The organism is Pelomonas cellulosilytica, assembly GCF_021353265.1.
GTDB classification, from domain to species: domain Bacteria; phylum Pseudomonadota; class Gammaproteobacteria; order Burkholderiales; family Burkholderiaceae_C; genus Pelomonas; species Pelomonas cellulosilytica.
On sequence record NZ_JAJTWU010000005.1, the window covers coordinates 213,806 to 233,456 of the forward strand.

Consider the following 19,651-nt stretch of genomic DNA (forward strand, 5'->3'; position numbering starts at 1 on the left):
CCGGAGGTGGCCAATGGCGCCGGGCGCTGCCGCCGGCGGGCTAACCTCCCGCCATGTCAATCCTGCCGCCTCGTTGGCGCCTACCGTATGTCGCGCTGCTGACCGTCGTCGGCCTGCTGCTGAGCGTCTCGGCGCTGCAGGCCTACCGACTCTCGGGAGGGCGACATGCGTGGGAGCCCTTCCTGTGGGAGTTCAGCTCGGTCTACGTCGTCGGCGCCCTGGGCCTGGGCGTGCACGCGCTGATGGGGCGGTTGCGCGGACAAGCCTGGCCGCACCAGCTGACGGTGCATGCCGTCGCTCTGCCGGTGTTCAGTGGCCTGCACATTGCTGGCATGTTCGGCCTGCGCCTGTTCGTCTACGGCCTGGTCGGACAGCCCTACCACCCGGACTCGCTGCCCACGCTGCTGCTCTATGAAGGTGGCAAGGACGCAGTCACCTACATCAGCTTCTGCCTCATCGCGCGCGGCGTGTGGATGGCCCACGCGGCGGCCGCGCGTGCGCAGGAGTTGGAGCGCGCGCGGCGCGAGCTGGCCGAGGTGCGGCTGGCGCGGCTGGCCGACCAGGTACAGCCGCACTTCCTGTTCAACACGCTGAACCTGATCAGCGCGGTCATGTACGAGGACGTGCCGAGCGCCGACCGGCTGCTGTGCCAACTGGCCGACCTGCTGCGCCAGACGCTGGCCGCTCAGCAGCGCGCTGAGCACACGCTGCGCGAGGAGCTGGCGCTGGTGCAGCCCTTCCTCGCGCTGATGCAGGCACGCTTCGGACCGGAGCGGCTGGTCGTCCACCTCATGGCCGACACGGCTGCCCAGGATTGCCGGCTGCCCGCGCTGCTGCTGCTGGCGCCGGTGGAGAACGCCATCAAGCACGACGTGGCGCGCCACCGCGGGCGCGTGACGGTCAGCGTGGCGGCTGAGCGCGACGGTGATCGACTGCGGCTGCGTGTGAGCAACCACGGCGGCATGCCGGTGCCGCAGACGCCGCCCGACCCCGACGGCGGCCTGGGCCTGCGCAACCTGCGCGAGCGACTGGAAGCGCGCTACGGCGCCGCGGCGCGCGTCGACTTCGGGCCCGATGCGCAGGGCGTGACGCTGTGCGTGGAGTTGCCGTGCGCGTGCTGATCGTCGATGACGAACCGGGCGCGCGCGCCAAGCTGCGCCGGCTTCTCGCCGCTGAGGCCGACGTGGCGGAGCTGCTGGAGGCACCCGACGCACCGGCCGCGCTGGCGCTCGTCCGCCAGCAATCCGCGCCGCCGGACCTGGCCCTGCTGGACATCGAGATGCCCGGCGGCAATGGTGTGCAGCTGGCCGCCGCGTTGCGCGAGGCCGGCGTGCGAAGTGTCATCTTCTCCACGGCGCACGCCGAGCATGCGCTGCGCGCGTTCGAGCTGGCCGCACTGGACTACCTGCTCAAGCCCTACACCGCCGAGCGCCTGGCCGACGCGCTGGCCCGCGTGCGCGAGCGCCTGGCCCGCCCCGTGCCACCCGTGGGCCAGTGGTGGGTGGAGGGCGAGCGGGTGCGGCTGGCCGACGTGCAGTGGATCTCGGCTGCCGACAACTACATCGAACTGCACCTGCCGCCACGCAGCCTGCTGGAACGTGCCACGCTGCGGGAGGCGCTGTCCCGCCCCGGCTGGGCCACCCGCTTCCTGCGCGTGCACCGCAGCCATGCGGTGAACCCGGGGCATGTGCAGCGCATCGAGCGCCTGGGCAGCGGCGAGGCGCTGCTGACGCTGACCTGTGGCGAGACGCTGCGCGCGTCGCGCGGCTACCGGGCTGCGCTGGCGTCACTCGCCCCGTAGCGCCAGCGCTTCGCCCCGGCCCCCTCGCCCGCGTGGCCGCCGGCCGCGAAGCTGGCGCCATGCACACCGACACCACCTTGCCGGCCCGCCGGCTGCCCTTCCTCGACGGCCTGCGCGTGGCCGCCTTCGCACTGCTGATCCCCTATCACGTCGGCATGTACTACGTGACGTGGGATTGGCACGTGAAGAGCCCCGCAGCCTCCACGGCGCTGGAGCCGTTCATGATGCTCAGCTCGCCCTGGCGGCTGAGCCTGCTGTTCCTCATCGCCGGCGCGGCCTGCCGGGGCCTGTTCGCCTGGCGCGGCCTGGCGGGCACGGTGAAGGACCGGTCGATGCGCCTGCTGCTGCCATTGCTGTTCGGCATGGCCGTCATCGTGCCACCGCAGGCCTACTACGAAGTGCTCACCAAGGCGCCGCAGCTCTTGCCCGGCGACGGCGGCTACCTGGACTTCTGGCGCGCCTACCTGCAGGGCGGCCGCTACTGCCGCGGCGACGACTGCATGGTGGTGCCGACATGGAACCACCTTTGGTTCCTGCCCTACCTGTGGGTCTACGCCGTGCTCGGCGCGCTGGCCGCTGCAGCGTGGCGAAAGCCGGTGCCTGGGCTCGCGCTACCCGGCTGGGCATGGCTGCTGCTGCCCGCCGTGCCGCTGGCGCTGCTTCGGGTGTTCGTCATGCCGCACTGGCCCACGACGCATGACCTCGTGCACGACCTCTACAACCACCTGCAGTACGGCTTCGTCTTCGCGGTGGGCTGGGCCAGCCGCACATCGCTGGGCCAGGGGCTCTGGCCGGCCGCGCTGCGGTGGCGCTGGGCGGCACTGGGCCTGGCCGTGGCCGGCTGGGCGGCGCTGCAGGCGTTCAATGCCCACTACGGCGACGCCGCCCCGCCCGACGCCTTGCTGGCCGCCGCCCGCAGCCTGCGCGCCGCGATGGTGTGGTGGTCGCTCCTGGCCGCCTGCGGCTGGGCACAGCGCGCCTTCACGCGGGAATCACCGGCGCTGAGGCAGGCCAGCGCGGCGGTGTTCTGCCTGTACATCCTGCACCAGAGCGTCATCGTGGTGCTGACCCAGGCGCTCCGGCCGCTCGGCCAGCCGTGGGGTGTGGAGGCGCTCGTGCTGGTCGCGCTGACGTTCGGGCTGTGCGCGCTGGCCTACCTGGGCGCCCGTCGGGTGCCGGGGCTGGCGCTGCTGCTGGGCATCCAGCGCCGCCGGCCTGGCGCGCCGGATCAGGCTGCGACGGCCGCGGCGCCCTCGTTGACGTAGACGCACTCGCCCTGGGCGAACACGCGAACCTCGCCCGGCGCGAACGCCCGCCAGGCCTCGTCATGCGTCAGCGGCTCGGTGGCGACCAGCGTCATCAGGTCGCGCGGGCCGTTCAGCGTCGCGAGGTCCACGCTCAGGTCGCCATCGCGCAGCCGCACATGGCCGAACGGCGGCTCGCGGCGCAGCCAGTGCAGCCGCGTGGACGCATGCGCCAGCATCGCGTGGCCGTCGCTCAGCAACAGGTTGAAGCGGCCGTGCCGGGAAACCTCGTGCAGCCACGGCACCAGCGTGTCGGCCAGCTCGGGCCAGGCGGGCAGGCGGTCGCCGAAGCGCTGCTGCAGCCGCTGCATCAGCCAGCAGAAGGCGCGCTCGCTGTCGGTCTGCCCGGTCGGCAGGAAGCTGCCGTCGAGCCGGGGGTGGAAGTCCTTCAGGTCGCCGTTGTGGGCAAACACCCACGTGCGTCCGGCCCAGTGGCGACGGAACGGGTGGCAGTTGTCGACCGACCGTGCGCCCTGTGTCGCCTTGCGGATGTGGGCCATGATGTTGCGCGCCGGCACCGGATGGCGGCCGTAGTGCGAGGCCAGATCCGACTCGGCGGCCGGACGGTCCTCGACGACGACATCGCAGCGCTCGCCGTCGTGGAAGGCCACGCCCCAGCCATCGACATGGTCCGCCGTGCGTCCGCCGCGAGCGGCGAAGCCGCTCAGCGAGAAGTTGGCGGCAGCCGGCAGGCGGCTGTTGAGGGCGAAGAGCTCACACATCGGAGGCGTCAGGCAGCGGGCGTATGGAGGCAACGCGGCAAGTCTGACGATGGATGACATGAAGGGCAACGAACCTTCCGTCATGAGCTCATGCAGTCGTGCTTTGTACACGACGCAGCGGCAATCCCTAGATTGCAAAGGCGTCGGACGCGTGTGACGCCGTGCGGTGATTCGTTCACAAACACATCCTGCAACATTTACTCCTGACGTCAGGCATGCTCTCCTACGCTTTCATTCGAGCTCGCACTGCGGGCCGAGGAGTGCTGACATGTGGATGAATGACGTCTTCCTGCCGGACCACGGCGTGTCCGGCGCCCGCCCCCGCCAGGAGCGCCGCGCCGCGGCTTCGTTGTCGAGCCAGTGGCTCGGCCTGGTGCTAGAAGAGCTCGACTACGGCGTCGTGCTGCTCAACGGCGCGGGCCGCGTGCTGCACACCAACCTGGCGGCGCGTGCGACGCTGGAGACGGGCCATCCGCTGGAGCAGGTGGGCCCCCACCTGCGCGCGCGGCTGCTGACCGATGCGGTGCCGCTGGCCGAGGCCCTTGAAAGCGCCGAGACGGGCGGGCGCCGTTGCCTGCTGCGCCTTGGCGACGACCGCGCCGAATGCGGCCGGGCCAATGTCGTCGTCGTGCCGCTGAACCGCGACGTGAGCCAGGCGGCCGTGCTGCTGCTGCTGGAGCGGCGCCAGCTCTGCGGCGACCTGGCCGCGCAATGGTTTGCGCTGCGCTACCAACTGACGCCTGCGGAGACCGAGGTGTTGAAGGCGCTGTCCAACGGTGTCAAGCCGACGGAGGTCGCGCAGCGCCAGGGCGTGGCCATCTCCACCGTGCGCAGCCAGATCCAGAGCATCCGCGCCAAGAGCGGCGCCGACAGCATCGGCGAGCTGATGCGTCAACTGGCACTGCTGCCGCCGCTGGTGTCGTCGCTGCGGCCCGCCAATCTGGTCAATTGAATCGGGACCGCCCCGCCCGGGGTGGTCCATTGAACCGGTGAACTAACATCCGGCCCCACGCCGGGCAGGCCCCTTGCCTGCGGCGCTGCTGGATGTCCGACACCCCCACCGACGCCGAATTCCAGGCCTTGCCTCCCGCGCTGCGCCAGCTCGCGGTGCGTGGCATCGCCCGCAGCTATCGCAAGGACGTCGTGCTGATCGAGGAAGGCTCGGTCGGCGACAACCTCTACGTGATCCTGTCCGGTTCGCTGCGCGCCTACAGCAGCGACGCCCGCGGCCGCGAGATCACCTATGGCGTCTACGGCCCCGGCGAGTACGTCGGCGAGATGAGCCTGGACGGCGGACCGCGCTCGGCCAGCGTCATCACCGAGGAGGCCAGCCGGCTGGTCATGGTCACGCGGGCGAGCCTGCTGACGCACATCAGCGAGCACCCTGAGTTCGCTTTCGAGCTGCTGACCAAGGTCATCCGCCGCGCTCGCGCGGCGACGTTGTCCACCAAGCAGCTGGCCCTCAACGACGTCTACGGCCGGTTGCGCAGCCTCGTCGAGGACCTGACGATCGACGGCCGCCACCTCGCGCTGACGCACCAGGGAATGGCGCAGCGGCTGGGCTGCTCGCGCGAAATGGTGTCCAAGCTCGTCAAGGACCTGGAGCTGGGCGGCTACCTGCGGCGCGTGGCCGCCGGCGAGTACCAGCGGCTCAAGAACCTGCCGGCGCGCTGGTGAGCGCTACTGCGCCGGCTGCTGCCGCGACTTGAGCGGCGGCGCGACCGGGAAGCGCTGGTCCGGTCTGGATGCGCGCGCGTACAGCCCTTCCACCTTGGGCAGGTTGGCCTGGATGTCGCGGATGCGCGTGCCGCTGGCCGGGTGGGTGGACAGCCACTGCGGCGGCGCCCCCTTGTTGGCCGCCATCATCTTCTCCCACAGCCGCACGGCGGCCGACGGGTCGTAGCCCGCGCGCGCGGACAGCTCGATGCCGACGAGGTCGGCCTCGGTCTCGTCCTCGCGGCTGAAGCGCAGCGTCATCAGCTGCGCGCCGACATTGGCCAGCCCGCGACCGAGGTTGCCCAGGCCCAGCAGCGCCGCACCGAGTTCAACGACGCCGTTCGTGACGGCCGTCTTGCCCATGCGCTCACGGGCGTGCTCGCGCAGCGCATGCGACACCTCGTGGCCCATGATGGCCGCGACCTCGTCGTCCTCCAGCTTCAACTTCTCGAGGATGCCGTAATAGAAGGCGATCTTGCCGCCCGGCATGCAGAAGGCGTTCAGCTCCGGGCTGCCAAGCAGGTTGACCTCCCACTTCCACTGCCGGGCGCGGTCGTTCCACTCGTAGCTATGCGGGATGATGCGCTGGGCGATGTAGCGCAGCCGCTGCAGCTGCGGGTGGTCCATCGGCGCCAGCGCCCGCTGCTGGGCGGCCTGCTGCATCATCTGCGCGTACTGCTGGCCGCCGCCGCGCTCGATGTCGTCCGCCGAGATCATGCCGGCGAAGCGGCTCTTGGGGCCCACGTCCACGCCCTCGCGCGCCCAGGCCGGCATGAAGGCCGACGCACCCAGCAGCCCGGTGAAGAGCCGCCGGCTGCGCTGGGCCGGTGGCGTGCAGCGGCCGGCGGCGCAATCGGCGCAGTCGCCGAACATGCGCGGCCGCGGGGTGGTGAATTGCAGGTCGTCGCGTACCTGGAAGTCAGGGTCGTCCATGGGCCGGCATTGTGCGATGGCGGCGAGGCCCTTCGCCGTAGGACGACATGCGGGACTGGCGACAATGCCGCCATGGACAGCCAGCAATTCCGCGCCGCCCTCGGTATGTTCGCCACCGGCGTGACCGTCATCACCGTGCGCTCGGCGGACGGCGGCCTCGTCGGGCTGACGGCCAACTCGTTCAACTCGGTGTCTCTGGAGCCGCCGCTGGTGCTGTGGAGCCTCGCGCGCCGCGCGGGCTCGCTGCCGGTGTTCACGCACGGCACGCACTACGCGATCAACATCCTGGCGGCCGACCAGAAGGACCTGGCCCAGCGCTTTGCGACGCGCGACATCGACCGCTTTGCCGGCGTGGCGTGGCGCGAAGGTGCCGGCGGCGCGCCGGTGCTGGACGGCGCGGTGGCCGTCTTCGAATGCGCCAACCGCAGCCGCTACGAGGAGGGCGACCATGTCATCTTCGTCGGCGAGGTGGAGCGCTGCACGGCCCGCCCCGGCGCGCAGCCGCTGATCTTCCACGGCGGCCGGTATTTCACCGAGCTCCCTATCTGACGCCTGTGGTCTGACCGACCTGCTCGAGGCGGCCCGGCCCGGCGCGCGGCCCGAAAACGCGAGGCTGTGGGAATTTCGGGATGGCGATGTCGATATCCCTGCGTTCTGATCGTCGTCACCGCAGAGGGTCGTCCTCTGCCCAGTCACGTCCACAGCCATGCCAAACACCGTCACCCTGCACCGCGTGCTGCGCTGCCCGCCCGAGCGCGTCTATCGCGCCTTCACGACACCGGCCGCAATGGCCAAGTGGCTGCCACCTTTCGGCTTCACCGGCACCGTCCACGAGATGGACGCCCGGGTCGGCGGCAGCTGGCGCATGTCGTTCACGAATTTCACGACAGGCGACAGCCACGGCTTCGGTGGCCGCTACGTGGAGCTGGTGCCGGGAGAGCGGCTGCGCTACACGGCGACGTTCGATGACCCGCACCTGCCGGGCGAGATGACGACCACCGTGGAGCTGCGCGCCGTGTCGTGCGGCACGGATGTGCGCATCACGCAGGACGGCATCCCGGAGGTGATCCCGGTGGCTGGCTGCATGCTCGGTTGGCAGGAGTCGCTGGTGCAGCTGGCCCAGGTGGCTGAGCCGGAGATCCGCGGCTAGGGTGCTCAGGCCAGGCGCCCGGCCGGCAGCGCAGCGGGTGCGTTCTGCACCACGCGCCAGCGCCAGGCGAGCAGGCCCGCCGACACGATCGGCACGACGGTGATGACCAGCGCCCGCGGCACGCCGACGCGGTCGACCGCCAGGTACAGCAGTCCGCCCAGCCCGAGGTATGCGAAGACCGGCAGCACCGTCGTACCCGGCGTGGGCGCGCGCATGAGCGCCGGCCGGCGAGTGAGCGACAGCACCGCCACGGGCAGCGCACCGAGGGCCAGGTAGGGCAAGGCCGGCGAGTAGCCGTTCACGGAGACGACGCACAGCACCACCAGCGTCACCAGCCAGGTCACGAAGCAGTCGCGCAATTGCCGGCCGGCCACGGCGCGGTTCAGCGCGGCCCCTTGCGGCATGCCCGGCAGCAAGCGCAGCAGCGCCTGCTCGCGGCGGCTCTGCCACAGAGCGTTGGGCAGCATGAACGCAGGATTGAGCCCCATGCAGACCAGCCACAGGCCGATGCTCGTCCCGCCCGTGCGCCAGACTTTGGCCATGTCGAGCTCATAGATCCGACAGACTGCCGCGAAAATTAACGCCATGACCGCCGCCATCGTGCCGAAGGTCAGCGCCTGATTCAGCCAGTGCTGAGGGCCGCGCAGCACGATGTCGGCACGGGCCATCACGTTGTGTGGGCCCGCCTGCGCCAGCAGCCGTTGCCGCCAGGCCGACAACATGCGCTCGAAGGGGCGGAACAGCCATTCGATGCGCCCACCCCAGGCCGCCAGGTTCGGCTGCCGGCCATCCGCCATCATGCGCATCACGGCGCGGCGCTGCGTCTGCCGCGCGTAACGCTCGCGGTGCCTGGGCCCGCCGTCGTCGAACATCAGCGTGACGAGTCCGGCCTGCAGCAGCAGCGCCAGCGCCAGCAGCGTTTGCGGCTGAGCCAGCCACGCCGCCGACAGCTGCGCGCCTAGCGGTGCAAGCCGCTGCGACAGCGCGCCGATGAGGGGCGATTGGAAAATGAGCAGCAGCCACAGCCACCAGAGTCGGGCCGACCACAGCAGGAAGGTGGCGATGGCGCTGTTGACGAGCAGCGCCAACTCCCAATGGCCATGCCCTGGGAGGATGAGCACCACCAGCGACGTGGTGGCGCCGGCATGCAGCACCCATGCAAGCAGCGCGGCTTGGCGCAACGCGCGCAGGTGCCCAGGGACGCAGCGGGCGGCATGCGGGTGGTTCTGCTCCGACAGGTTCAGGCCGACCACCCACCAGGTGCAATGCAGCGTGAACACAGCGATGCCCAGCCAGATGCGCCAAGCGATGGCCAGCGGCGCGAACACGCCCGTGATGACGAGGCTGCCCACCAACAGCAGCGCCAGTACGAGCCGCCCCCACGGCGCGCTACGGTCCCGCTGCCGCCACGATGCGAGCACGACCTGAGAAAACTGCGTGGCCGTCATCATGTCAGCTCCGTGAAGAGATCGTCCAGGTTCACGCGGTCCACCGCCACGCTGTCGGGCAGTGTGGTGTCGGCCGGCAGCCGCGCCAGCACGCGCTCGCGCCCAGCCTCCAGCGGCGTGCGCTTCAGCGGCTGTGCGCCAAGCCGCGCCATCAGCGTGGCCATTTCCGTCACGCTGCCGGTGAATGCCCGAACCTGCTCCAGCAGCTCGTCCAGCGGCGCCTGCAGCGCGATGCGTCCGCGGCTGAGGAAGGCGATATTGAAGGCCACGCGCTCCAGGTCAGACAGGATGTGCGTGGAGAACACGACGGTCGCGCCGCGGTCCATCACCTCGCCGACGAGCTCGCGCAGGAAGTCGCGCCGGCCGGCCGGGTCCAGGCTGGCGACGGGCTCGTCCAGCACCAGCAGATCCGGCTCGTGGGCCAGCGCGCGGATGATGGACAGGCGCTGCTTCTGGCCGCCGGAGAGTTTGCGGATCGCCTGGTCGCGCGGGATCTCCCAGCGCGACATCAGGCCCTCCACCTTGGCGTCATTCCAGCGCGGATAGAAACTGCGGAAGTAGGCCAGCAGCTGCGCCGGCGTGAAGGCCTCGAACAGATCGCTGTGCTGCGGCACATAGCCGATGCGCCCGCGCGCCGCGTCGTCCAGCCGCAGCGCGTCCTGGCCGAACAGCTGCACGGCACCGGCATCGGGCTCGCGCAGGCCCAGCAGCGTCTCCAGCAGCGTCGTCTTGCCGGCGCCGTTGCGGCCCAGCAGGCCCACCACCTGGCCGGGCAGCAGCTGCCAGTCGAGCCGGTCCAGCACGCTCGGGCCGTTGGGATAGCGCAGCGTCACCTGGCTGAGCGCCGCACTGGCGGCGTCGCTGTGCGGGAAATGCGGGCTGGTCATGGGGCCTCCTCCAGGATGGTCTTGAACAGTTGCAGGGCCTGGCTCTTCGGCAGTGCCAGCTGGCGCGCCTCGGCGGCCGCCTTCTCCAGCGTCGGGCGCAGCAGCTCGACACGGTCCGCCGTCGGTTGCGCCTGCCGGTGCTGCGCCGCCACAACCATCGACAGCCCCCGCCGGCGTTCCAGCACGCCCTCCATCTCCAGCAGCGAATAGGCCTTGGAGATCGTCATCGGGTGCACCGCGAGCGCGTGCGCCAGCTCACGCACCGACGGAATCTCGTCACCCGCCTTCAGCTGCCCGGCCGCCACACGGCGCTTCACCTGCTCGATGAGCTGGCGGTAGATCGGCTCGGTCGAACCGGTGTCGATGTGGACGAAATGCAGGGGATCCATGAGGCATCTGCCAATGTGTACTAGTACGATAGTACACGTGTACAGCGCTCGTGTCGAAAACCATTCAGTTCTGAACTTTGTTCATTCAAGTCTGAACTTTTCGATGGATAGGGCACGGTGGCCCGGCTGGGCGCCGGGCTGCCGGGGCGTGCAAGATAGGATGCAGGGATGCGATGGCCAGTGGCGGCCCTAGGTGGGCGTGGAGGCTGCCGACAGGGACGTTCGACACCCGCTGCGGACCTTCATCGCCCAGTGCGAGCAGAAGGGCCTCCTGGCGCTGCCTGGCTTAACTTTCCCGGTGGCCAGGTTTGCGGGAAAAGATGCACGGGGGAGGAGGGGTATTGCCCGTCTCAGATGCTTGGTGAAGTCAGCCCAAGGCTGATCTGAGTCGTTCGAGGTTCGGAACGCGAGCGGCAGCTCACGCCAGAACCGCCCGCTCGGGTCCACATCGACTTACCGGCGGCTTCCCTATCCAAGCCGATCGCCCGACAGTCGTGCCCGTCTTCTACCTATTTGAGCGGCCGCTTCTGCTGTTTTCGACCGGCGCTGCGGACCCTGATCAGTCCTCGACTACAAACGCGCCGGCGCCGTAAAGCAGTTGCCCATTCTTGAAGTTCAACAGCGACGTCTAAGGGCTGCCGCTTTATTTACCAACTCACAGGCTGGTATGTTCTCCCATACTGACTTGATCGTGCTTAACTCCGCAGAAGCGGCGAGGCGTCAACCACCTAGTATCTCAGTGAAAGTTCCTCTAGCGCAGCCCTATCGGAGACGGTTCCGATTGCAAGTGCGGCAGCGTAGAGCGATTCTGCATACAATATTTCCAGAAACTTTTTCCGCCGAGACTCAGGTGCCTCGCGTAGGTATGTCTCTACCCATTTTGCATGAGCGCCCGTCAAATTCTTCGCGAAGATATGCGCTCTGCGAGTTACGCTAGGCAGAGACGAGGCCAAAAGAACTGCCCGCTTGAGATCATCTGTTAGGCGTTGAATGATTGATCGGTGGGTGGTGTCGTATTGGCGGTCGACTTTGGCTATTCTTGATATATTTGGATTAGAGTCATCTGCCCAAGCTCCCCAAACCTCAGATGCGGCCACCTCTTCCGATTGGCTGAGCGCAAAGAGAATTCTCTTCATATTTGGCTCGGATGCCAAAGCGGCTGATATCTCGCCTCGGATGAGAAGGAGTATGTAATCGGCCGATGTAACGGAGCCTGCAGCCAGAAGTATAATCTCACGCCACTGTCGATTGCAGATGTTCGCAAAGCTGAGTTCGTGACGCAGGGTTTTCTCATTTGTGCTGTCGATTAAGTACTGCGCCACAAAGTACTCGTGGATGGTCAAGTGGGAGAAGGCATAGTAGTCGCTGGTTTCGTGAACGACTAACCCATGAGCTGCCTCAAGATTGCGGAGAACCTCGTTCGCTTCCAGGCCGTCGTCTATTTCCCGTCGGGGAAGAGATTTGAGGTACTGCGCAATCACCGTGCATGCAGTCCCACCGCTAAAGATGAAGTGTCCTTGCTTGAAGAGCGTGTACGCCACATATGCGAGCATCTGCTCCTTTCGTGAAGACGTGAGCTTGCGATACGGATTGTCTCGCTCGATACCTCGAGACACGCTCCACCGACGAAGCAGCGCCTCAACCGCCTCTTTGTAAAGATCGCCTCGTCGCAAGGGAAATTCCCGAGTTTCGTCATATCCGATGCAGAGAAGAGCAAGCAATAGTGGCGTGCTTGCAAGGTCACGAAGTCCTCCATTGTCAGGTAGCGCCCAAGCGTCCAAGAACGAGCGCAGTGCGGCGGGGTCATCGGAATACCATCGCTTGACAAATGAAAGCTGTTGTTGCGGAGAGAAATCTGCGATCTGAGCGACCGCAAACTTTTCGAAAGTGAAAAGTTCTGCTCCGACTCGGCAAGTCAAAATTACCTGCAGCTTTGGGTATCCTGAGGCAATCTTAAGTATTTCACCAATCAATGTTCGACGGATTCCATCCCTCTCTGTAACTTCATCAAGACCGTCAAGTAGCAACACGGCTCGCCCAGCATCCATAAGATGATCGAGGAACTCTTCTGTATTTGGAAGCTTCGCAATTTCGAACTGTTGCGCAATATGTCGCCAAAGGTTAATTTCGCTTGAATCCGCAACATTCTCTGATATGTCCTTGAGCGCCACGTAGATTGGGGTGGAACGCTTGTTACTGGCGATCGAACGAAGTACAAGATGGCGCAGCAGTGTTGTCTTACCTGCGCCAGGCTTCCCCGTCAAATAAATGCGCTTCTCGCGCAAGATGGCCTCGGCGGGGAGTCGCTGTTCTTCGTCGGCTTGGCGCTTTTGTCTCAGCGCTGTCGCATCTAACGCGGAAGGGTTGCGGCGCTTTTGCTCTAACGGAGAGTCGTAGATATACACGTCGGTAAATATCTCGCTGAGGCGAATCTCCTTTGGATGCCCCAACAGTCTTGTTGTGGATACTCGTGCATAGAGAGCGGAGAGGTAAGCTTCGGCGTTTGTCTTCCAGACTACCGAAGCCCATTTCGACTCTGCATACTTTTCAAGTTTCTTTTTTAGGCGCTCGGGCACGAAGTCCCATGCAGTTTTGGCAGCTTCGCGGATGACAGAAATGTCTTCCGGATTCAAGCTTCCAAGGTCCGGAAATCCAATCATCTATATCTCCCTTGGGTTGGACTTGTTAGGCTGCACAGAATGACACGGACAGAAGCTGTGCGGCGACGTACAGCTATGGTGCCATTCGGGATCTGCCTCTTGTCACCAGAGAACCCTACACCCTATCAAGTGTTCCAACGTCCACTGACCACACTACTGTCAGACGCGAAAAGGCGATGAACGGCGAGAACGGGTCCGCTGTGATACCGGTACTGCCCATGCGATCTAATGTAGTAGAGACGCGGCGCTTGATCCGCATTTCAGAAATCGAGGCACGCTGAGCGTCAGTCTTTCGTCGATTCGGCCCCGAGCCATGGGCGCGGGCGACTTCATCGAAAGGCCGGTCTATGCCTGAGACCGGGCGGTCCGAGCTTGACTAGGCCGTCGCCTGGATGACCGGAATGTGTTGAGTACCTGTCGCACGACACGCACCGCCGACCGACCGAGATAGGCTGGTTGCGCTCAGTCGACGGTTACGCCACGAACGTCAGCGCGCACTGCAACCCGTCTTTGGCGAGCATCGCCTTGATACTGCGGGATGCCACGGCCATCAGTGCTAGAGTGAAGATGGACTCGCGGACAGATTTTTTGCCATGCTTCATGGCATGTGAAACAAATGTCCGGGGATATGCTCCTCGGCGTCCCTCGGTGTTGCCCGGCATCTCGCTGAGCAACTGTGCGGTCGCGTAAGAGTGTCCGTGGGTCCGCTTTGTTTCGCCGCCTTCACGCATGTCCCAACTCAAACAGCTGAAGGCCGCAACGACCCTCTCTGACGTAGCCAGGCTCCTCGAAGTCAAGCCGGGCATGCTGTCCTTTGTTCTGTACAAGAAGCCAAAGGCAGCTCTGTACTCCAAGTTCGATATCCCGAAGCGACACGGTGGCACGAGAGAGATCTGGGCGCCAGACAAGGACCTGAAGCTCGTTCAGCACCGCCTTGCTAACCTGCTTCAGAACTGCGTTGAGGAGATCAACAGCTCGCGCGGTCACGTCGAGGATGGCAAGCGCCATGGCGTCGCGCACGGGTTCAAGCGCAAGCACACGATCATGACTAACGCGCGTGTGCATGTGACGCGCAGGTACGTCTTCAACGTGGATTTGCATGACTTCTTCGGCACGATCAACTTCGGCCGGGTGCGCGGCTTCTTTCTGAAAGACAAGAACTTCGCGCTTCACGAGAAGGTGGCAACCGTGATCGCACAGATCGCATGCCATGAAAACAAGCTTCCGCAGGGTAGCCCCTGCTCGCCGGTCATCTCGAACCTGATCGGCCACGTGATGGACATCATGCTGGTCCGACTGGCCTCAGCAACGGGCTGCAGCTATTCGCGCTACGCCGACGACCTGACGTTCAGCTCGAACAAGAGTAAGTTCTCGTCCCGCGTCGCAAGGCAGGATGACGCAGACAAGGACCTCTGGCTACCGGGTCAAGGACTCAAGCGCCTGGTCGCCAAGGCCGGCTTCAGCTTCAACGACAAGAAGACCCGGATGCAGTATCGGGACTCGCGGCAGGACGTGACGGGCCTGGTTGTGAACAGGAAGGTGAACGTCCCCGCAACCTATCGCTACACCGTCCGCGCAATGGTTGACCATGCCCTGAAGACGGGCGCGTTCGAACGCATCTTCAAGAAGCTAGATGCGGCTGGCGTCGAAACGACCTTCAAGCAGCCCGGCACTAACCGCCAACTCATCGGCATGTTGTCGTACATCGATCAGGTCGACCTCTACAACCGCAAGCTCCGAGAAGATAACGGCCTCGAACCGCACGACACCTCGGGGCGAACCGAACAGTTCCGCCGGTTCCTGTACTTCGATGCGTTTCACGCGATCGGATCGCCGGTCATCGTTTGTGAAGGCCCGACGGACAACATCTATCTCAGACACGCGATTAAGCGATTGGCGCCGAAGTACCCAATGCTCGCCGCCGGAACGCCGCCAAAGCTGCTCCTGAGGCTGTTCAAGTATGGGCAGCGCCGGACCAGCGAGATCACCCAACTCACGGGAGGGGTGGGTGGGCTTTGCCACTTAATGAAGCACTATCACTCGGACTTCATCAATAAGATCAAGGCGTCGGCTCCGAAGTACCCCGTCATCGTTCTTGTCGACAACGACGCAGGCGCGAAGGACATCTACGGCGCGATCTCTGGCATCACCAAGAAGCCGCGCCCGACCGGTAGAGAGCAGTTCATCCACGTCGTCGGAAACATGTACGTGGTGCCGACGCCCTTGGGTGCCGGCGGCGCCAAGACAGCGATCGAAGACTTCTTCGATGCGAAAACTCTCGCGGAGACGCTCGGCACGAAGACCTTTTCGCGAGCGCCGAAATTCGACGACACCAAGCACTTCGGCAAGGCGGCTTTTGCGCGCGAGATCGTCGATAAGAAGGCCGACTCGATTGACTTCAGCGGGTTCTCGGCGATCCTGGACGGCGTGGTAGCGGTAGTGGCTGACTACGCAAAGCGCCATCCGCCGGTGCCGTAGCACGCCATCCCGTGACCGGGAGATCGTGCCTGTCTGGACAGAGGCCGCCGGGGCATGCTTCGGCGAGCGATCTGCTGGCGAGAACGAGGCACATTGATAGCTTCGTGGCAACTGCTCGAACTGTGTCGACCATCTACTTCGGCAGCGAGAGGTTGATCGCCCGGATAGCTACTTTCGCTCTATCCACGACGGGGACACGTTCAACCAGCATCGCCTCCATGGTTCGAGCGCTGGTTGGCCGATCCCCCTCAGGAGATGAGCGCGGTTTAAAGTCGAACCAGAGTACTAGATAGATCCCATGGCCATCCGCAGTTGGATCGTTCGAATATAGCTTTTGAAGCTGATCGCGCCATGCCAGCCAGAGACTGGCGTTGTCTTCTCTCTTGATTTCGATAGGCACCGCGAGCTGTCGACCAGAGCCCGAATACTCCACTCGAAGGTCTGATCGCTTCTCTGCAGCTGCTCGTCGCTCAGGCACAACATGAACGTTCAAGGGTCTGAAGCGCTCCCGCAATTGCTCCAGCAGTAGATCGCGGCAGTCGTTCTCGACTTTCGGCGTGGCTTCGGTTTCTTTCGTGCTATTCCAGTAGAGCCGGAGTCCAAAAGTGTCTGCTCCTCGGAGCTTCTTCTCAAGATCGCCAAGATGGTCAAGGGTCAGCGCAAGAAGGTCGGCCTGATTTGCAGGTGGACCACCAGCAATCGTCAATGCTGCGGCCTCCGGTGTTGGATGCGCGTAGTAGGCCTCGCGCGCTACGTCCTGTTGGGAAAGCGCACTGAAATTCAGGCGAATTGCCCATGGCTCGAGTTGCGGGAGCTCTGCGAGCCGCTGGAGTTCGATGGCGGCTGACCGTTGAGGATCTGCGGCCAGCATCGTAACGAGTGCCCGCACGGTGTCGCCACGCTCATCGGCAGCTGAAACCCAATGGGCGCCTGTCGGCCGCTCTGGCCTTGTGATTGGCGCAAGGGCCTCAATGAGTCGAGATAGTGTTTTTGGAGATACACGGCGCAGGGATCGACCAACGCTGCTTTGCTGGTGGAGGGCGTTCCCTAGGGCAGCCAAGCGCTTCTGGTTCTTGCCAACAAATTCGGTCAACTGCTGCAGGGCACTATCGCGGTACGGCAAATCTGCCGCTAGCCAGCAAAGGCGCTGCGCAGCATCGATGGACGGGTTGTCGAGCCTCCGTCGAACGATGGAGGCAGCAAGTGCATCATCGAGAAGATGAAGGCCACTAAGCAAGTGGCTGTTTAGCTCCCGGCGAGATTCCTCTGAACTGCGCTGGGGAAAGCTCAGGAGAAGCTCCGGCAATACCATGCGCGCGAGTTCCGCCTGCTTTGGCTCCGATGTCAACGCCCACAGTCCTGACACGTGGAGGGGCCCCTTGCGCCTCAGGGCACGAATCGCATGGCGAATAAGCAGCGGCGCAACGATGGACGGGCGGGCCTCCGCGGCGCGAGAGTACCAAGCTGGCGTCTCGGTACCGTCGGTGAGCCAACTCGCGATTAAGGTGGATAAAAGCTTATCGCTCCAGCCATCGACCACCGCGACGTCCCGCTCACTGGCCCGCCGTGCGGCAAGAAGCAATGCCGGTCGGATCAAGTGATACCTGCCTTTGGCGTTCAGCTCAAGAATATCATCTGCGCTGGGAAGGTCGGCGCGAACAAAAACGTTGTTCAGTCCGGCAAGTGCCGCCCTGCTTGTCTCGACGTCAGTGACTAAGAAGTCTTGAGCCAGTTCCTCCGGGGTCTCTCCTTGTATGTCATAGAACCGCTTTCCACACGCCAGCGCGAACTGATGCATCACATGAGATGGGGCACTGCCATCTAGGATCGCCGGTACGTGTGGGGCAAGGGCTATCCGTCGTGCCTCTCGCTTCGCGCGAGTTTCCGCTTCGTGCCTTCTTAGGCGACGATGCTCCTCGCCCTGCCAATTGCCTTCAAGTGCGCAACTGAAGGCTTGTTCCAACCATTCGACAGCACTTGGGTGACGGTCGGTATTGGCAGCGACCCAACCTTCAATCTCTTCAATGGAGGGGATGTCGAATCCCGCCGGGGTATCTACGACGGCGCGAGCAGCTTGGAGAAAGCAGTACTCCGCCAGTTGCTGGTCTGTCTTGGTCGCTGCATGCTGTAGCAGCCAGTAGAACCAGTCTCGGGGAAGGGTGGCACGCAAGAGCCGTTGTTCACCTTCCCAGAAGTAGCGCCGCCCGCTTTGAGGATCGGTTCGAACAGCGTCCCATGCTAGCGCGACGATGGCCTTCATTCGCCCAGGCCGGCCAGTTAGCCAACTTGAAATTCGGGCTCCTCCGGCATCTGCATCCAGCTTGGCAAAGCCGTGTTTGTCCATGCCGAGGTCCAACCACGCAGACAACGTCGCGTCGTCGGCTTGATCGCCTGCGTTCTCCAATGCCCCCGCTAGGATGCCAGTGCGAAGACGATTCCATTCGCCCTCAAACTCGGTACGCGACTGCGGCTTGAGTTGAAGCCAAGCATTGACCAGCTTCGGGAAATCGTGCGGGCGCGACCGATTGACGAGTCCGCTGTACCAAAATCTGGGCATCGTCGTGTTCCGTGCGATGTCACCGGGCTTCGGCCAGAATCTGAAAACCTCGTCCGGTCCCAACTGTTCGGGGTACATGCCGTCGAGGAGCTCGCTTGATAGTCGGGCATCCAGGTCCTTGAGGCTGCCATCGCGAAACTGCTCAAGCCAGGATCGTGCCTTGTTGACTTCAAGGCTACCGCCCTGCATCCAGACCTTCAGAGCTAGGATTCGGTTGCCGAACCAAACGGCGTCGTCTTCAACCCACGCCTCCAGCAGCGACCGGAGTTCCTGCATGGGTTCTCCGTTAATGAGTGCGTCAAAGACGCAGCCCATGAACGCTTGGTTCGAGCGATCTGGTGATCGGTCTGCCAGCACCTCTTCGAGCACATCCGCCATGTCTGCGGAGGCCAGAGGTGCAAATGGATGACTGGCCCAGTGCTGGTTGCGAAACCAAGGGTTCCGCTCGGCCTGGGCGCGGAGCGCCGCGAGAAGGGCCCGCTTGTCGTCGACGGAAAAGGCTGCGACGTCCCCGTTCAACACAATGCTTAGCGGATCCAGTTCAACTAGGGCCAGACGATCGCGAGCGTCGTGAACGGTCAGCCATCCGAGCAGGCCTCGAAGAGGCTCAACCACGCCCCCATCAGTACCCTGCATCAGTGCCAAGATCCGGCCCAAGGGCAGTCCTTTGCTCAGTCGCTCTGCGATAGATCTTGCCGCCAAAAACTCAGCAATGCTTCTATGTCTCGCAAACGACTCGCCATCGATCGTTGTGAAGACCTTGCTTGCAAGTGCGCGTTGCGGCGCAACTAGCTCGAATACCTTAGGAAGTGAATGCCAGGCGATGGAGGTGACGCTGCCCTCCAAAGACTTCGTAAGAGACGACTTGCCGCTAAAAAGCAGAAGCGCGCAAAGCAATCCAGCATCGTCAAGGATTTGGTCCACGTCGCCTGGCTGCAGGGGCAAGACCTCCAAATGGGCAGGAGACTGCTCGGTAACCAACGTGCGGCAAGCCAGTCCGTAGATGTCGCAGCGGGTAGCTGGCCACCCTTGGTTGTCAGCTACCGCGCGGATTGTCAGATCGAGCAGCAGTGGGTTGCCGAACAAGGGCGCGAGCCCCAAGGCAGCACCTTGTTCCAGAAAGGCATCAGCATCAGGAACTTCGCCGGGGCGACCCACCAAGATTTGTCGCTGCTCGTCTTGGGAAAGAGGCTCCAGATGCAATTCATCGACCTCCCCATTGGGGGCAACTTGGCGTAGAGCGTCGAGATCGGTCTGAGATCGCCAGTCATGCTCTCTGCAGGAAAGTCTGAAGCGCGGCCGCCCAAGTTCCTTGAGCTTGGCACGAATCGCATCCAACGGAATGCGCCCATCGGCAGCACCGGCTCGCATCTCGTCAAGGCCGTCTATGAAGAGCGTCTTCCCGTGATCGCTGCGCTCAATCCCGAGCGAGATGAAGTCCCTTGCGCTGATGTATACGCAGCCTTCGCCCAGACCCTCTTCTCGGAAGGACGCACTCTTTCCAGACCCGGGATCGCCAAGGAGAACATACGCTGCTATGCCACGCCAAGCCTCAAGGGGACGAGTTTCTGGCCTGCCTTCGGCCGACAAGCTTGTAGCGCGGCGC

The 19,651-nt window shown here is 64.4% G+C and carries 16 protein-coding genes; 8 read left to right on the forward strand and 8 right to left on the reverse strand.

Annotated features, from left to right (window positions below; translation table 11 throughout):
* The first annotated feature begins 53 nt into the window (after positions 1-53).
* Genes LXT13_RS14225 through LXT13_RS14235 form a run of 3 tightly spaced genes read left to right on the forward strand, consistent with a single transcriptional unit; the run spans position 54 to position 3,066 of the window.
* A complete protein-coding gene (locus LXT13_RS14225; protein ID WP_233372577.1) occupies positions 54-1,121 on the forward strand; it encodes a sensor histidine kinase in 1,068 nt (355 codons plus the stop codon).
* Complete coding sequence (locus LXT13_RS14230; RefSeq protein ID WP_233372578.1) at positions 1,109-1,801, forward strand: LytR/AlgR family response regulator transcription factor; 693 nt, start codon at positions 1,109-1,111, stop codon at positions 1,799-1,801. The genes LXT13_RS14225 and LXT13_RS14230 overlap by 13 nt, the downstream gene beginning before the upstream one ends.
* A 59-nt stretch (positions 1,802-1,860) precedes the next feature.
* Positions 1,861-3,066: an acyltransferase family protein gene (locus LXT13_RS14235; RefSeq protein ID WP_233372580.1), complete on the forward strand. Its 1,206-nt coding sequence runs from the start codon at positions 1,861-1,863 to the stop codon at positions 3,064-3,066.
* Here the strand turns inward: LXT13_RS14235 and LXT13_RS14240 are convergent.
* The gene (locus LXT13_RS14240; protein WP_233372581.1) at positions 3,030-3,827 is read right to left on the reverse strand and encodes a class II glutamine amidotransferase; all 798 of its coding nucleotides are present in this window, start codon (positions 3,825-3,827) and stop codon (positions 3,030-3,032) included. The two genes, LXT13_RS14235 and LXT13_RS14240, sit on opposite strands and share 37 nt — an antisense overlap.
* Before the next feature lie 268 nt (positions 3,828-4,095).
* On the opposite strand from LXT13_RS14240, the gene LXT13_RS14245 reads away from it, so the two are divergent.
* Both LXT13_RS14245 and LXT13_RS14250 read left to right on the forward strand, forming a co-directional pair.
* Complete coding sequence (locus tag LXT13_RS14245; RefSeq protein ID WP_233372582.1) at positions 4,096-4,779, forward strand: helix-turn-helix transcriptional regulator; 684 nt, start codon at positions 4,096-4,098, stop codon at positions 4,777-4,779.
* Between the two features lie 92 nt (positions 4,780-4,871).
* Positions 4,872-5,504, forward strand: coding sequence for a Crp/Fnr family transcriptional regulator (locus LXT13_RS14250; RefSeq protein ID WP_233372583.1), 633 nt, complete (start codon positions 4,872-4,874; stop codon positions 5,502-5,504).
* 3 nt (positions 5,505-5,507) lie between these two features.
* On the opposite strand, the gene LXT13_RS14255 is transcribed toward LXT13_RS14250, so the two are convergent.
* Positions 5,508-6,476 (reverse strand): M48 family metallopeptidase, encoded by a 969-nt coding sequence (locus LXT13_RS14255; RefSeq protein WP_233372584.1) that lies wholly within the window; start codon positions 6,474-6,476, stop codon positions 5,508-5,510.
* Between the two features lie 72 nt (positions 6,477-6,548).
* On the opposite strand from LXT13_RS14255, the gene LXT13_RS14260 reads away from it, so the two are divergent.
* Together LXT13_RS14260 and LXT13_RS14265 are read left to right on the forward strand one after the other, a co-directional pair.
* Entirely contained in the window at positions 6,549-7,025 is a 477-nt protein-coding gene (locus LXT13_RS14260; RefSeq protein ID WP_233372585.1) for a flavin reductase family protein, read from the forward strand.
* A gap of 157 nt (positions 7,026-7,182) precedes the next feature.
* Complete coding sequence (locus LXT13_RS14265) at positions 7,183-7,626, forward strand: SRPBCC family protein (protein WP_233372586.1); 444 nt, start codon at positions 7,183-7,185, stop codon at positions 7,624-7,626.
* 5 nt (positions 7,627-7,631) lie between these two features.
* Here the strand turns inward: LXT13_RS14265 and LXT13_RS14270 are convergent, their stop codons facing one another.
* From LXT13_RS14270 to LXT13_RS14290, 5 genes are all read right to left on the reverse strand, one after another.
* A complete protein-coding gene (locus tag LXT13_RS14270) occupies positions 7,632-9,074 on the reverse strand; it encodes a hypothetical protein (protein WP_233372587.1) in 1,443 nt (480 codons plus the stop codon).
* Positions 9,074-9,961 (reverse strand): ABC transporter ATP-binding protein, encoded by an 888-nt coding sequence (locus LXT13_RS14275; RefSeq protein ID WP_233372588.1) that lies wholly within the window; start codon positions 9,959-9,961, stop codon positions 9,074-9,076. Before LXT13_RS14275 ends, LXT13_RS14270 begins: the two co-directional genes overlap by 1 nt.
* Complete coding sequence (locus LXT13_RS14280) at positions 9,958-10,350, reverse strand: GntR family transcriptional regulator (RefSeq protein ID WP_233372589.1); 393 nt, start codon at positions 10,348-10,350, stop codon at positions 9,958-9,960. Before LXT13_RS14280 ends, LXT13_RS14275 begins: the two co-directional genes overlap by 4 nt.
* A gap of 728 nt (positions 10,351-11,078) precedes the next feature.
* Positions 11,079-13,010 (reverse strand): NACHT domain-containing protein, encoded by a 1,932-nt coding sequence (locus LXT13_RS14285; RefSeq protein ID WP_233372590.1) that lies wholly within the window; start codon positions 13,008-13,010, stop codon positions 11,079-11,081.
* A 473-nt stretch (positions 13,011-13,483) separates the two neighbouring features.
* Complete coding sequence (locus LXT13_RS14290) at positions 13,484-13,741, reverse strand: hypothetical protein (protein WP_233372592.1); 258 nt, start codon at positions 13,739-13,741, stop codon at positions 13,484-13,486.
* Here LXT13_RS14290 and LXT13_RS14295 point away from each other — a divergent pair.
* Positions 13,740-15,488, forward strand: coding sequence for a retron Ec67 family RNA-directed DNA polymerase/endonuclease (locus tag LXT13_RS14295; protein WP_233372593.1), 1,749 nt, complete (start codon positions 13,740-13,742; stop codon positions 15,486-15,488). The genes LXT13_RS14290 and LXT13_RS14295 overlap by 2 nt on opposite strands.
* A gap of 133 nt (positions 15,489-15,621) precedes the next feature.
* Here the strand turns inward: LXT13_RS14295 and LXT13_RS14300 are convergent, their stop codons facing one another.
* Positions 15,622-19,635 (reverse strand): NACHT domain-containing protein, encoded by a 4,014-nt coding sequence (locus LXT13_RS14300; RefSeq protein ID WP_233372595.1) that lies wholly within the window; start codon positions 19,633-19,635, stop codon positions 15,622-15,624.
* Positions 19,636-19,651: the final 16 nt, after the last annotated feature.

Excerpts from the sequence above, each read along its gene's own strand:
- LXT13_RS14225 (WP_233372577.1), top strand. The coding sequence starts at position 54 with ATGTCAATCCTGCCGCCTCGTTGGCGCCTACCGTATGTCGCGCTGCTG.
- LXT13_RS14235 (WP_233372580.1), top strand. The coding sequence starts at position 1,861 with ATGCACACCGACACCACCTTGCCGGCCCGCCGGCTGCCCTTCCTCGAC.
- LXT13_RS14240 (WP_233372581.1), bottom strand. The coding sequence starts at position 3,827 with ATGTGTGAGCTCTTCGCCCTCAACAGCCGCCTGCCGGCTGCCGCCAAC.
- LXT13_RS14245 (WP_233372582.1), top strand. The coding sequence starts at position 4,096 with ATGTGGATGAATGACGTCTTCCTGCCGGACCACGGCGTGTCCGGCGCC.
- LXT13_RS14250 (WP_233372583.1), top strand. The coding sequence starts at position 4,872 with ATGTCCGACACCCCCACCGACGCCGAATTCCAGGCCTTGCCTCCCGCG.
- LXT13_RS14255 (WP_233372584.1), bottom strand. The coding sequence starts at position 6,476 with ATGGACGACCCTGACTTCCAGGTACGCGACGACCTGCAATTCACCACC.
- LXT13_RS14260 (WP_233372585.1), top strand. The coding sequence starts at position 6,549 with ATGGACAGCCAGCAATTCCGCGCCGCCCTCGGTATGTTCGCCACCGGC.
- LXT13_RS14265 (WP_233372586.1), top strand. The coding sequence starts at position 7,183 with ATGCCAAACACCGTCACCCTGCACCGCGTGCTGCGCTGCCCGCCCGAG.
- LXT13_RS14270 (WP_233372587.1), bottom strand. The coding sequence starts at position 9,074 with ATGACGGCCACGCAGTTTTCTCAGGTCGTGCTCGCATCGTGGCGGCAG.
- LXT13_RS14275 (WP_233372588.1), bottom strand. The coding sequence starts at position 9,961 with ATGACCAGCCCGCATTTCCCGCACAGCGACGCCGCCAGTGCGGCGCTC.
- LXT13_RS14280 (WP_233372589.1), bottom strand. The coding sequence starts at position 10,350 with ATGGATCCCCTGCATTTCGTCCACATCGACACCGGTTCGACCGAGCCG.
- LXT13_RS14285 (WP_233372590.1), bottom strand. The coding sequence starts at position 13,010 with ATGATTGGATTTCCGGACCTTGGAAGCTTGAATCCGGAAGACATTTCT.
- LXT13_RS14295 (WP_233372593.1), top strand. The coding sequence starts at position 13,740 with ATGTCCCAACTCAAACAGCTGAAGGCCGCAACGACCCTCTCTGACGTA.
- LXT13_RS14290 (WP_233372592.1), bottom strand. The coding sequence starts at position 13,741 with ATGCGTGAAGGCGGCGAAACAAAGCGGACCCACGGACACTCTTACGCG.